This is a genomic window from Planomonospora sp. ID67723, assembly GCF_015711605.1.
Taxonomy (GTDB): Bacteria; Actinomycetota; Actinomycetes; order Streptosporangiales; family Streptosporangiaceae; genus Planomonospora_A.
On sequence record NZ_JABTEZ010000002.1, the window covers coordinates 1613344 to 1627160 of the forward strand.

Consider the following 13817-nt stretch of genomic DNA (forward strand, 5'->3'; position numbering starts at 1 on the left):
TCCGAAGAAGAGATCGTCGGCTGACGAGAGGTGGACCCAGATCGGTTACGGACAGTAGTTGCTCACGGGGGTTCGGAAGGTCGTCTGAACTGTGCTCGGCTCGGTCTTCCCCGGAGGCGGCGACCTTCCCGGTAACCTCTGAGCTGATGTCTGAGCAGATGTTCGCTGAAACTCCTGATGTGATCACCCAGATGGTGCGTTGGGCGCTTTCCCAGCTGCCGGTTCATAACGGGCATCACAAGTTTGAGGATGTATGCCGTGAACTCGCTCGTGCGACCATCAGCCGGAACATCCTTCCCGCGACCGGCCCTGTATCTGCGGGTGGTGATCAGGGCCGCGACTTCGAAACCTTCCGCAGCTTCGTACGCGAGTCCTTGCCTGGCGCCTTCGTCTCCCGGGAGGCTGGCAAGACGATCGTTTTCACCTGCACGTTGCAGCGCAAGGACATCGCGGGAAAGATCAAATCTGATGTCACCACGGTGATGGCCGGCCGGAAGGTCGACGTGGTGTACGCCTTCGTCGAGGCTGATGTGACAGTCAAGCTCCGACACGGCTTGCAGGAATGGGCGGATCGCACTCACGGCCTGGAACTGGAGATTCTCGATGGTGGCGCCATCGCCCGCAATCTGAGTGACCCCGAGACCCGCTGGATTGCCCAGCGGTACCTCGATCTTCCCCGAGCGCTTCTTGCCGGTGCGCCGGAGGAAGCGCCGGACCGGGAACGGTCGGCGGTGGACCTGACGGTTCGGGCGGATGCGCTGGCGCGTGGGCCGGTCAATGCGATCCCGGGGTTGGCCGAAAAGCTTGCCAGAGCCGAGGGCGCGCAGGCTCAGGATCCGATCCACGCCGCGACCCTTTATCGGGAGATCGCGGCCTCGTTGGGAGCTGCGGACTACCAAGGTCATGAACTTCTCATGTTGATCCGCGCCGGTGGCACCCTGGAGGCAGGAGGGGACCCCAACGGAGCCGCGATCCTGTTCGCCGACATCGTCGAGCAGTACGCACAACACGAAGGGGCGGACGAAGATGGTGACGTCCGTCATCGTCTTGCTCGGTTGTTCCACACAGGAAACCTGACCTCTCCCGCCAGGGAACGTGCGGCTGCGGCTTTAGCTCTTCACACGGCTACATGGAATGCCTTTGACGACCTCGGCTCCCTCTCAGAAGCCGTGGACGCCCTTGCCGCGATCAAGGACGATCGCTTGCCCAAATACGCTGTGGCGCTGGGGGAATTCGCCATTGCCAGTGATCAACCAACCGTGATCTCTGACCGGCTGAACGTTTTCTCTCAAGCGGAAGCCGCAGAGCCGTCCTCCGCTACAGGCATCCGGATCAAGCTCATCATCGCGGAGGTGACCGCTGACTGGCAGGACATCGTCACGCTGGCCAAGCGAAGACGTGTTCTGCCCGAGATGGCGGCGCTCATCCTCGCCAGATACGCCCGTTATCTCACGCTGACCGGTTCGGCGGATGCGGCCATCGAAATGTGGTGGGACGCCATCAACGTCGGCGCGCTCGCCGGATTGGGCGATGACACCGCCGAGTGGCTCTACTCGGTGCGCACCTGCGTCTCCATGTACGGCCCGGATTCCGAATACATCGAGACACACCCTCTCGCGCAGGCCATGCGCGCCAGCGGGGGGAGCGCGATCCTTCGACACCGCCGTAACCACTATGAGGACGCTGCGACTGCGTTGAGGCGCCAGAAGCTGCCACGGGCGGCGCACGCCGCCCGGCGCGCGCTGCGCGCTGCGATCGCGGCCGGGCACTTTCACAGCGAGCAGTTCGCACGAGATCTACTCGCAGAGATCTATACCGCGGCTGGCGAACATGCGCGCGCCGCAGGCTTGTACGTTCGTTTAAGCCAGCCTGAGACGCTCGCCAAGCTTCTGGGCACTCTCGAGGACGAGTACGTCGACTTGACGGGGTACGTCTCCAACCCCGTACCCGGACACCGTGCTGCTGCGTTCACTGGTATGGCAGTACAGGCAGATCTGATTCCGGACAGCCGAGTCGAGACCATGGTCGAGGTGGCGCTCGACGAGTGGGAAAGATACCTTCTCGGTGCCACGAGAGAGGGCTTCCTGAGCCCGTCCGCAGGACTCGCCGCCCTAAAACTCCTAGCCGAACTCACCGAGCGAGCGCTCCCGTCGCAAGTGCTTCGCCTGTTGGGACTGCTCGAGCCCCTGGTCGGCCGGGAAGTGAACAGGTACCGGTTCTCCGATGAGGCGCACATCAAGGTGCTTGTCGGTGTGCTGAACGGCCACACGGACCTCGCCGAGCAGGCGGCCGGTCAACTCATTCGGATGCTTTCGCTCGAAGCCTCCATCTCGAAGCAGGTAGCGAAGATCGCGGGATCCGCTATCGCAGAGCGGCGAGATCTTTTCGAGAAGGGCCTGACAGCGGCAGCCACAGTGCGGTCGTCAGCGGCTCGTTTGCTGGTCCTCATGGACGCGCCGCTTCCCGACCTCACATTGGCCTTGAAGGCCAGGGACGCGCTCTTGGCCCCGTACGCTCATCCGCCTGGAGTCATTTCCTACGCCAGCGGCCTCGCCCAGCGAGCTCGTCTGGTCACCCAACTCACGCAGGAAGATAGGGAATCAGTCGCCGAAGCTCTCCTTACGCGCGCCAGTGATCTCCAAGAGGCGTCGGTCAACCGCCGGGAGGCGCTGACGGCCCTCACTGTTTTGGCTGATTCCCTTTCTGCTGAGACGAGGGAGCACTTGTTCGAGGCAGCGATCTCCTTTGCGAAAGGAGGTGAGGACGGTGCCGCTCAGAACGGGCCATTCGCGGACAGCTCACACCCGCTGAGCCTCTTCCGCTTCACGATGGGGGACACACGTCTTGCTGTTCCCGGATTGCAGCTGGCGAGTGCTCTTTGCGGGAGTGACCGCGCCTCCGAAGTTGAAGCCCTTGGAATAGCGCTTCTGGTCAATGCCGACGAGGTGACAGCACGAACGGTCGCCGCCGCGCTGTCCTGGCTCCCCCCGCACGCCGCCCTGACGCCTCCAGCCATGCTCATTGCGCATCCTCATTCGAGTGTTCGTGCCCTGGCCGCCGTAAGGTGGGCGGCGAGCACAGCTCAGCGCTCCTTGGAGATCGGCTTGCGATTGGCCGAAGATAGGTCCGCCATCGTCCGCCGGACGCTGGCAAGTACCTTGTCCAAGGCTGAAGTCCCAGCTCCCGAAGTGCAGCAGGTACTGGCCTCGGATCGGCGCTACTCCGTGAGACGGTTGTCGATGACGGCATCAGTCCAACAGCTGTCGACGACGCGTGAAAACTGACTCTCAGGCGACGGCCGAAATCTGACCCCTCCGCTGTCATCGTGGAGGGTGATCAAGGTGGAGGACTGGGCGGAGATCCGCCGGTTGCACCGGGCCGAGAACATGCCGATCAAGGCGATCGCTCGGCGGATGGGCATCTCGAAGAACACCGTCAAGCGCGCGCTGGCGGCCACAGAACCGCCGAAGTACCGGCGGGCGAGCAAGGGATCGATCGCAGACGCGGCCGAGCCGCAGATCCGCAAACTGCTGGAGGAGTTCCCGGACATGCCGGCCACCGTGATCGCCGAGCGGATCGGCTGGCAGAACTCCCTGACCGTGCTCAAGGACCGCATCCGATTGCTGCGGCCGCACTACAAACCCGCCGACCCGGCCTCGCGCACGACGTATCAGCCCGGGCAACTGGCCCAGTGCGACCTGTGGTTCCCGCCGGTGCGGATCCCGGTGGGCGCCGGACAGACGGCGATCCTGCCGGTGCTGGTCATGGTCAGCGGCTACTCGCGCTGGCTGATGGCCCGCATGCTGCCCTCACGCGCGGCCGGGGACCTGTTCGCCGGGATGTGGGCCCTGCTGACCGCTCTGGGTGCGGTGCCCAAGACGCTGGTGTGGGACAACGAGAGCGCGATCGGGCAGTGGAAGGCGGGCCGACCGCAACTGACCACCGAGGCCAGCGCGTTCCGCGGAACGCTGGGCGTGGCCATCCACCAGTGCCGACCGGCCGATCCCGAGGCAAAGGGCCTGGTCGAACGGGCCAACGGCTATCTGGAGACCTCGTTCCTGCCGGGGCGCTCCTTCGCCGGCCCGCACGACTTCAACGCCCAGCTGACCGACTGGCTGAATCGCGCCAACGCGCGTCATCACCGGCGCATCGAGTGCCGGCCGATCGACCGCCTCGACGCCGACCGGACCGCGATGGTCACGTTGCCGCCGGTCGCCCCGGTGACCGGCTGGCGCAGCTCGACCCGGCTGGCCCGCGACCACTACGTGCGCATCGCCTCCAACGACTACTCGGTCCACCCGTCGGTCATTGGCCGGCTGGTCGAGGTCGCCGCCGACCTGGAGCAGGTGGTCGTGACCTGCGGCGGTCGTCTGGTGGCCCGGCATGAGCGGTGCTGGGCCGCCCACCAGACGATCACTGATGCCGGTCACGCCGCCGCGGCGGCGGCGATGCGCCGCTCGGTCAACCAGGCCGCTCGGCCCCCGGCCGAGCTGGAGGTCGAGCAGCGGCGGCTCAGTGACTACGACACGCTGCTGGGCATCGAGGGGGTGGCCTGATGGCCGCTGCTGCGACCGGCTCGCGCAACGTCGCCGCTGAGCTGGCCTATCTGACCCGGGTGCTGAAGGCGCCGTCGCTGGCGGCGGCGGTGGAGCGCCTGGCCGAACGCGCCCGGGCCGAGTCCTGGAGCCATGAGGAGTTCCTGGCCGCCTGCCTGCAGCGTGAGGTCGCCGCCCGCGAATCGCACGGCGGTGAGGCTCGCATCCGCGCGGCGCGTTTCCCGGCGCGCAAGGCGCTGGAGGACTTCGATTTCGATCATCAGCGCTCTCTCAAGCGCGAGGTCATCGCTCATCTGGGCACGTTGGACTTCGTGGTGGGCAGAGAGAACGTGGTGTTTCTCGGCCCGCCCGGCACCGGCAAGACGCACCTGTCGATCGGGCTGGGCATCCGGGCCTGTCAGGCTGGTCACCGGGTCGCGTTCGCCACCGCGGCCGAATGGGTCGCCCGCCTGGCCGAGGCACATGCCGGCGGCCGGTTGCAGGACGAGTTGGTCAAGCTCTCCCGCATCCCGGTGTTGATCGTCGATGAGGTGGGCTACATCCCGTTCGAGGCCGAGGCGGCGAACCTGTTCTTCCAGCTGGTGTCCAGCCGTTACGAGCGGGCGTCGCTGATCGTCACCAGCAACAAGCCGTTCGGGCGCTGGGGTGAGGTGTTCGGCGACGATGTGGTGGCCGCGGCGATGATCGACCGTCTCGTCCATCACGCCGAGGTCATCAGCTTGAAGGGAGACAGTTACCGGCTGAAGAACCGTGATCTGGGCAGGATTCCTGCGGCCGAATCCGGCAGCGACCATTAGCGACAATCCGTGACCAACATCAGCGTCAGGGGGTCAACTTTCAGTCGTCGGTAGGGGGTCAGAGTTCGAGCGTCGTTGACATCCTGTTATGTCCAGCTTCTTGGCAAGGTCGGCAGCCGAGTGCGGATATCTCTTCTGAAGATCGAATTCGCGGATGGCGGCAGCTTCTGTTGCTTCGTCGCCGGTTACGAGGCGGACGGGCAAGCAGTATTCTGCCTTGGAAATTCGGGCAGATACGGTTATGCCGGTGTCTTCTATGGCGGTTCCGAGGTTGCTCAACTTGGGGAATATCTGAGTCCTCTGTGAGCCAGTCTTAATGGCTTTCTCCACGCGAGTAACGTCCTTGTCGCTGACGCGGACATCTGGGTCAACGTGAGCTTCTAGTGCGAGGAGGGTACGGATCCTTGCCTTGGCATCGTGGCCCACTCGCCGCCCGGGCGTGAGAAGCTTCTGGATTTGGCTGTACTCTCGGTCGATGAGAAGCTGCAGGTCCTGAGGAGGCTCGGTCGACAGCGGCAGTACTCTGACCGGGAGATGGTCCGCGAGACGGTCTGAGAACACACGGGCCAGTAGATCATCAAAGATCGTGACCGCGGCGCGGGCATGAAGGTACAGCACCTGTTCGGGGACGATGTTGTACCAGTGCTGCTCGTCGTCGCGCATTGTGTCGATCGCACGCAGGGTGCCGGCCTCACCTGTAGTTAGCCTGATCTTGGAGTCGTTACTCGCCGGGTTGAGACACTTGTCGAAGCCGATCGATCGGCCGAGCTTGCTGTCAAAGACATGGGAGGCACCTCGGCGTTGGACCAGGGTGGCCTTCAGCAGCATCTCGAACGAATGTTGGAGGCAGAGTAGGACTCTTGTGGCGCGACCGTCCTCCTCTGGTGAGTTGAAGGCGGTCAGCGCTTGCCGGAAGGAAGAGAGTGCCTTCCCCTCCAGCACCCTGGTCTCCTGCTTTAGCTTCACGTCACATATGATCCCGAACTCGCTCTCTCTGCGCATCTCAGTATGCGCACACAGTCAACAAGCCTGCTCGCGATCACCTTCTAGCTGATCAGTCCAGGGCTGCGGGTGTTGTGCCGAGGGCCTTGAGCAGGGCCATCACCAGGAAGAACCCGGGCTCGATGACCTGGCCTTGTTCGATCTTCCGTACGGTCGACTCTGAGACCTCGGCTCGGATGGCGAGCTCCAGCTGTGTCATGCCGGCTTGCTCGCGTAGGGCGCGCAGCTGTGCGGACAGGCGCGCCGCCTGGTCGGCGTAGCGACTGACCTCGCGTTTTCTTCGTCCAGGGCGCACCAAGACCACCAACAGTGATAAATTAATACCGATAAAAATTTATCATTACTCTGGTGCAGATCGCGAAGCTGCGAGAGTCTGGAGTTCAGGGAGGCTGACCCATGGCCAAGCGGACAGGCATTGAATGGACCGAGGTCACATGGAACCCCACAACCGGCTGTGACCGGATTTCTTCCGGTTGCGACAACTGCTATGCCTTGACCTTGGCGAAGCGCTTGAAGGCGATGGGGGCGGAAAAGTACCAAAACGATGGTGACCCGCGGACGTCAGGACCAGGATTCGGGTTAACCACGCATCCTGCTGCGCTGCAACAACCGTACAGCTGGCGAACGCCGAGAGTGGTGTTCGTCAACTCGATGAGCGACCTGTTTCACGCCCGGGTTTCGCTGGACTTCGTTCGAGCGGTGTTCGAAGTCATAGCTGATACGCCCCAGCATACGTACCAGGTGCTTACAAAGCGGTCGGCCCGCCTTCGGAAGATCGCAGACCGGCTCGACTGGCCGGACAATCTCTGGATGGGGGTCTCGGTAGAGAGTGGCGATGTTCTTTACCGAGTTGATGACCTTCGAGCCACCCCCGCACGGGTGCGATTTCTATCATGCGAACCGCTTCTCGGTCCTTTGCCTGGTCTTGATCTCACTGATATCGACTGGGTGATAGCGGGCGGGGAGTCCGGCCCGGGTCATCGTCCGCTCGATCCCGCGTGGGTAAGCGTGATCCGGGATCGATGCGTGGCATCGGGCACACCCTTCTTCTTCAAGCAGTGGGGTGGGCGTACCCCGAAGCGCGGAGGACGCGAGCTTGACGGTCGCTCCTGGGACGAGATGCCAGCCCTTTCGCTAGCCGGCTCGTAGTGGCGACGCAGCCCCGATCACTCGTTCCCGCAGACGCTTTCCCGGGTCGACGATGACCGCCTCCCGGCTGGCTACGAGAGCTTGGAGAGCTGCGACTACTACGGACTCAGTTGCAAAGCCGTACGAACTGCCGAATACGGCCTTGGCCTCCTGGACAAGCTTGAACGGTTGACCTTTCCTGGCCCGAAGAAGATTTCGGATATTGCCTTTAACGATCTCTATGGCTTTGTTCCATTCACGCTCGATCAGCCATTCCATGTCGTCTGCCGGAGTGAAGAGCATCTCAGGTTCGTCATCGTCCAGCTGCCCTAGATGCCGAAGGTAGATCGCCCTCGCCTTGCCTACCGCATCGGCGAATACCCACAACCCATAAGGACTTCTCGTTAAGAAGATCAAATGGTAGATGGGCTGGTGATGAAGCCTCCGGCGCACCGGCACCACGATAGGGAAGGAGCCGCTAACTTCTGCGAGTCGTCGTGCGTACTCCTCCGCCACAGCATGGACTACGGGTTCGAAGCTTCCCTTCTCTGACGCGCGTAGTGCATTCATGGCGATATCTCGCCACCATGGACCGCCGCATGCGTCATCCATCCAGGCTGCTTCCGCATCCGAATTCTTGTTCAGCAGCCCGCCAGTTCGGCGGGAAAGGTCAGCGCTGAAGTTGAGGAGCACTTCCGTCTGTGGGCGGTTTTCGCGCCGCGGCCCACTGAGGACGGTACGGAGCCGTTCAAACGGGAGACCAGCGCCGCATGGATCCAGGAAGAGGAAGAGCGGGACGCCGATCGCGGCGGCTACGACCTTATCTAGATGGTTTTCTACATTGCCCGGAAGAGCGAGTACGTCGAGACCGCCTGCTTGGTACTCTCGCACCACCCGGCTCAGGCTCTCGAACGACACTCGCTCCTTCTCGGCGAAGAAGCCGGTTACCTTACGTGATGCTTGAAGCTCTCTGATTGCCTGCAGAATGAGTTCGGCGGAGGCGGGTTCTCCGTCGGGATACCTTCCCCTGCCAGCGAACCCATCGAGAATGACAACACGGTTGTCCGCTGCGGTGCTACCGGGCATCGCGATGAAGGGCTTGATGTAGTGACGCAGTATCTCATGCTTGAAGACTGACTGGGCATGCTTGTTGCGATCGTCAAGTAGGTCGCCTGATGTGCCCGTCGACATAAACTCTCCCGACTCACGTCGTTTACAACAGGTAACCCGCGCTCTACCAGTACGTGAGGTCGGTGTTTCCGTCAAGGTTATTAAACGGTACCTGTGTTCCTCAACGTGCGGGAATAGGTGAGCTGAACTTCGCAGAAGAGCCTGTCTGGGTCAGGTGCGTTCGATATTTGTTCATACATCTGTCATGATTCGCCCTTGACAATGGAGATAGTTGAGGTTTTCTGGATCATATGTTCGATAGTGTAGTAGTGTCGTTATATAGGTGGCCGGGGGGCGAGCTTGGTGCTCGTCTCTGGTCTGTCGGACCGCCTGTCGGGCATACCGAGTGGTGGGTGGCTTTCTCTCGGACCAGATCCTCCTTGCCCGGAGCGCGGGTCCGTTGGCTCAGGGCGGAGACTGGATGGGTGTAGCAGGTGAGAGTCCGGGCAGAACTGTGAACAATGACGGACTCGCACATGCGTTCAATTTTCGAGGGCGCCGCTCTACGCCGCCAATGTGGTTCATGTGGCTGAGCCGGACTCGATACGAAGCGCCGCAGTAAGGATGCGGGCCTTGGCTGTCTGATGGCTAGTTCACGACGGAGGTTGTCGGCGGAGATGGGACAGCCGTGCTGGTCATGGTGCAGTTTGTTGATGTGACGAGCACGTTTCAACAGGGCTGAGTCGGGCTCTGAGGCGTTTCGGTCGATCTTTGTTGCATTCCGTGGAGGTCGGTGACGGGTGGTGCGTTGTTCCAGTTGGTGTGTTGAGTCGGACTCCCGGTGGTCGTTGCAGCTGGGGGGAGTCCGCTTGGGAAACCGTGGTGTAGTCGGACCGCACGGCGTAGATCTGGCGGAGCAGGCCGGGTCCGACTTCGGACCAGCCGATCAGAGGAGCAGGGCAACGGCATTGACGGCGGCTTTGCCGTACCGGCCGCAGGAGAGGGGTTCGGCGACGTTGAGTCCGAGGGGGCCAGGCCGGAGAAGATGAGCAGGGCACGGGCCGACCGGAGTCCGTTCGGACTCGGGCTGCGAAGACAGACGTATTGGATGCCCAGCAGGAGTCCGACTGCCGATAGGCCCACGGCCGATCCGATCAGGGTGCGATCCACGCCGGGACGCCGAGCATCAACGCCAGGTGCCAGACGTTGCCGAAGCTGAAGACGAAGGCCAGCAGCGCGATCAGCATCATGAAGGTGGTGAGGGTGCGGGCGATGAACCTCTCCACGGCAGGCGCGGTCGTTTGCTCCTCGGCATCCGGCTTGCCGTGTACCTCCTGCTCGGTCGTAGAAGGTGTGATCGACGCTGGGTTGCGGGGCGGGGCGGGGCGCTCGTAGGCTCCTTCAGGGGTCTTGCCCTCCTCTACAGGGTGGGATCAAAGCCGTGGCGGATGGTCCCTCACCCGTCACGGCCGCGCGAGCGCGGAGTGTGACGGGTGAGGGTCAGGTTGGAAGACCGACGCTCGCGGTGACGGTCAGCTTCCTCAGGTGCATCGATGTTGGTAGAGGCAGCGCAGATCTGGTCCGGTCCACGCAGGGGATTCGAACCTACGCACTCCAGGAGTGGCCAGGCCATCGCCCGTTCCTGTCGGAGTGGATCGACGGACTGGCCGGTGTCGAGGGAGATCGGTGCAGTCTCATCAGCTGGGCACTAGAGGGTGGGCATCGGTGCGTACGGGTGGCCAGTGACTGCCGTGACTGAAGTTTCGGGATCTGTGTGGAGCGAAGCCGGCCATCACGCTACGTAGCCGCCTCAGTGGATCCAGAGTGAAGATCACCAGCGGTTTCTGTTCCGTCGCTGTTCCGCCAGAGGGTGAAAGACACTGCATACCCATGGGTGGCGACTGAAGGTGTAAATGCTGGTCAGCGTGCTGATCGGCGTATTTTCGCAGGTGGACGGAGCGTGGGTCGATGAACTACACCATCTTCGAGGGCACGAGCGAGATCCAGCGCCTGATCATCGGCCGCGCGGTCACCGGCCTGCCCGTTCGCTAGAATGGCCGGTTTTCTGATCACGGCGTGAGAGCCCGATTTCGGCCTCTGCTCCGCCGCTGTTCCGTCAGAGCGTCGCGCCGGACCTTCCTCCACACCACGGTCAAGTATGCGCCTGCCTGCATGAACATTCATGTTGTCGCCAGGCGGATTCAACGGCCGGACGATGGGTCGATCGGCAGGCACACGGTGAAGACGGTGCCGCCGCCCTCGCGCGGGGCGGCGGTGATGGTGCCGCCGTGCGCTTCGGCGATGGCCTTGGTGATGGCCAGGCCCAGGCCGGTGCCCTTGACCCCGGCCGCTTTGGCGGTGGAGGCGCGGAAGAACCGCGAGAACAGCTGCCCGTACTGCTCGGCCGGGATGCCGATGCCGGTGTCGGCGACCGTCACCACCACCTCCTCACCCACGCAACCATCCCTGCCGGTGGCGGGTGCGGCGGTGACGGTGACCGTCCCGCCCACGGGGGTGTACTTGATCGCGTTCGACAGCAGGTTGTCGGCCAGCTGACGGATCCGTACCGGGTCGGCGTGCACCCGCAAGGCTTGCGCCAGGTCGGTGACGATGGTCAGCCGCTTGGCCGCGGCCGCGGCCCGGTGGTCGTCGATGGTCTCGCGCAGCAGGCCGGTCAGCGCGACCGGGCGCGGGTCGATGCCCAGGCCTCCGGCCTCCAGCCGGGCCAGGTCCAGCAGATCGTCGACCAGGCGCTGCAGATGGGCGCTTTTACGGTCGATGACGTCGGCGAAGGAACGCTGCTCGCCGGTCAAGGTCTCATCGTCCAGCAGCAGTTCGGCGTAGCCGCGGATGGCGCCGATGGGGTTGCGCAGCTCGTGGGTGACCAGCGCCATCAGCTCGTCCTTCATCACATCCAGCTCACGCAGCCGCCGTACCTGCTGCTGCTCGGCGGCCAGCAGGCGCTCGCGCTGTTCGGCCAGCTGCCGGCGGTCGGTGATGTCGGTGGAGATACCGTCAACCACCAGCAGATCGCCCTCGCGGCGCGGCATGCCGCGCATCCAGATCCAGCGGGTGACGCCGTCCAGGCCGATGAGCCGGTATTCGGTCTCGGCCTTCCCGCCGGAGGCGGTAGTGGCCTGGAAGGCGGATACGGCCGGGCGGTCGTCGGGGTGGACCTGGCGCATGACGAGCTCGGACGGGTCGGTGCCGGCGGGGATCGGGCCGCCGAGCAGCTTGGCCAGGTTCGGGCTGACCTCCAGCGCCCGGGGCGCGCCGTCCGGCCCGATCTCGATGGTCCACACATCATCGTCGAGCTGGGCGATGATCTGCTCGAAGCGGCGGCGGCTTTCGGCCAGCTCCAGCGCGAGTTCCTCGGCGCGGCGGCGTTCCATGTAGCGGTCGACGTGCGCGCAGATGCTGTCGAGCAGGGCGACCAGGTCCTCGTCGGCCTCTTGGGCGGTGTCGGTGAAGAAGGTCAGCACGCCGTGCACCTGCTCGCCGCTGTGGATCGGCAGGCCGATGGCCGCGTGCAGGCCGGTCTGCATCGCCTGGGGCTTGCGGGTGAAATTGCGGGGATCGGTGGCCAGGTCGTCCACCCACATCGGGTGGCCGCTGTCCCACACCAGCCCGGCCAGCCCCTGGCGGCGGGTGAAGGTGAGCGGCTCGCAGCTGGTGAAGGCCGACACGTCCCGCCCGGGCCGGCACCAGGAGGCGGTGCGGGTGATGCCGTTCTGGCCGGGGTCGACCTGCCAGTACTCGCCGCAGGTCCAGCCCAGCGCGTCGGCAATGGCGGTGACCACGCCGGCGGCGGCCTCCTGGCTGGAGTGCGCGTCGGCCAGTACCCGCACCACGGCGTGATGGGCTTCGCGCAGCATCTGCATGCGGCGCTGGGCGGTGATGTCGTGCAGCACCGCATGACACAGCGACCCGTCCTGCTCGGCGTCGACCTGCACGATCATCTCGGCGGGGAACTCCCGCCCGGACCGGTCGACCGCGGTCACTTCCAGCCGCTGCCCGATCGGGGATGACGTGCTCTCCTGACGTATCCGGCGCACCACCTGCTCCCAGCCGGTCCGCAGCTGCCGCGGGCTGATCAGCGCGCCGGCCTGACAGCCGGTGGCCTCGGCCGTCGACCAGCCGAACAGATGCTCGGCTGCGACGTTCCACGCCGTCACCGCGCCGGAGGCGTCGAAGGACAGCGCCGCCTCCGGCACCCGGTCCAGCACCGCCTGGGTGCGGGCCAGCCGCACCGCGATCTCCGACTCCACCATCGCGGCCAGATCCTCCAGCGTCTGCAGGTTCTCGCTGTTCCACTGCCGGGGCCGGTCGTCGATAACGCACAACGCGCCCAGCACCTGGCCGCCGCCGGCCCGCAGCGGCATCCCGGCGTAGGCCGTCAGCTTTCCGCCGGAGACCGTCTCGACCGCGCGCCAGCGCACATCGGCCCGCGCGTCCGCCACGGTCAGCGGCGCGTCGTCGACCACGATGTTCTGGCACAGCGACTGCGACAGAGGACTGTGCTCGACCCGCCAGGGGTCGGCGGGCCCGGCCGAGCTGACCACGACCTGACGATCGGCCTCGATCAGCGAGACCATCGCCACCGGCGCCCGCAGCCACCGGGCCGCCAGCCGGGTCACCCGGTCCAGCAGCGGCACCTCGCTCTCCTCCAGCAGGCCGGTGGCGTGCAGCAGCCGCAACCGTCGCGCGTCGTGGATGCGGTCGGTGGCCGGCATGGTCGTCATCTCCTCCCGCGAACCCGGCCCCTCGCCGGGCCCTGTGTATATCCGGGTTCGCCCCCTCGCCTACCAGCCACGTTACGCACCCGGCAGCGCTGGGCGATCAGCCGCCCCGACAGCCCCGGATCGTTGTCCGGTGCCAGACCTGGGAAGCCGGTGTCGGCCGAGCGGGGCCGTACCGGGTGGAGCCTGCCTAAGCGTGATGAGGCTTTGCTTGGGAATCTGCAGCGCCTCATGAAACGAATCCCGTCCTGGATGGCTCGGGCTCGACGGCCTGTTGCATAGGCGATCACCGTCGTTGGCGACGCACCGCAGCGCCGAGATCCTTTCACCGGGCAGTGACCTGTCGGCGAGCCATCTTCGCCGACCCGCACAGATCGTCGGTCGCTCCACCCTTCCATCAATCACTCCAGGTAATCAATCGGATGCGAGAGCGATAGGTTGGGGCGGACGGCCGCGTCGGCTGCGGCATCGGTTGAGGAAAAGGG

Annotated in this window: 9 protein-coding genes; 4 read left to right on the forward strand and 5 right to left on the reverse strand. The window is 64.5% G+C overall.

The annotated features are described in order from the left end of the window. Positions 1-146: 146 nt before the first annotated feature. From HS041_RS19855 to istB, 3 genes are read left to right on the forward strand one after another with little or no spacing between them, the layout of a single operon-like run. Complete coding sequence (locus tag HS041_RS19855; RefSeq protein WP_196442142.1) at positions 147-3284, forward strand: hypothetical protein; 3138 nt, start codon at positions 147-149, stop codon at positions 3282-3284. A 48-nt stretch (positions 3285-3332) separates the two neighbouring features. Further along, entirely contained in the window at positions 3333-4556 is a 1224-nt protein-coding gene (gene istA, locus HS041_RS19860; RefSeq protein ID WP_196442143.1) for an IS21 family transposase, read from the forward strand. After that, positions 4556-5353, forward strand: coding sequence for an IS21-like element helper ATPase IstB (istB, locus tag HS041_RS19865; protein WP_196442144.1), 798 nt, complete (start codon positions 4556-4558; stop codon positions 5351-5353). The genes istA and istB overlap by 1 nt, the downstream gene beginning before the upstream one ends. Before the next feature lie 33 nt (positions 5354-5386). On the opposite strand, the gene HS041_RS19870 is transcribed toward istB, so the two are convergent. Together HS041_RS19870 and HS041_RS39390 are read right to left on the reverse strand one after the other, a co-directional pair. Further along, complete coding sequence (locus HS041_RS19870; RefSeq protein WP_196442145.1) at positions 5387-6319, reverse strand: DUF3644 domain-containing protein; 933 nt, start codon at positions 6317-6319, stop codon at positions 5387-5389. A gap of 88 nt (positions 6320-6407) precedes the next feature. After that, positions 6408-6659 carry a helix-turn-helix domain-containing protein gene (locus tag HS041_RS39390; protein ID WP_307845409.1) on the reverse strand — a complete coding sequence of 84 codons (252 nt, stop codon included), beginning with the start codon at positions 6657-6659 and terminating at the stop codon, positions 6408-6410. 92 nt (positions 6660-6751) lie between these two features. On the opposite strand from HS041_RS39390, the gene HS041_RS19880 reads away from it, so the two are divergent. Further along, positions 6752-7504, forward strand: a complete 753-nt coding sequence (locus HS041_RS19880; RefSeq protein ID WP_196442147.1) for a DUF5131 family protein — start codon at positions 6752-6754, stop codon at positions 7502-7504. Here the strand turns inward: HS041_RS19880 and tcmP are convergent. The 3 genes from tcmP to HS041_RS19895 form a co-directional block, all read right to left on the reverse strand. Further along, complete coding sequence (gene tcmP / locus HS041_RS19885) at positions 7490-8674, reverse strand: three-Cys-motif partner protein TcmP (RefSeq protein WP_196442148.1); 1185 nt, start codon at positions 8672-8674, stop codon at positions 7490-7492. The genes HS041_RS19880 and tcmP overlap by 15 nt on opposite strands. A gap of 1073 nt (positions 8675-9747) precedes the next feature. After that, complete coding sequence (locus tag HS041_RS39395) at positions 9748-9879, reverse strand: hypothetical protein (RefSeq protein WP_255529980.1); 132 nt, start codon at positions 9877-9879, stop codon at positions 9748-9750. A 915-nt stretch (positions 9880-10794) separates the two neighbouring features. Next, the gene (locus HS041_RS19895; protein ID WP_196442149.1) at positions 10795-13335 is read right to left on the reverse strand and encodes an ATP-binding protein; all 2541 of its coding nucleotides are present in this window, start codon (positions 13333-13335) and stop codon (positions 10795-10797) included. Positions 13336-13817: the final 482 nt, after the last annotated feature.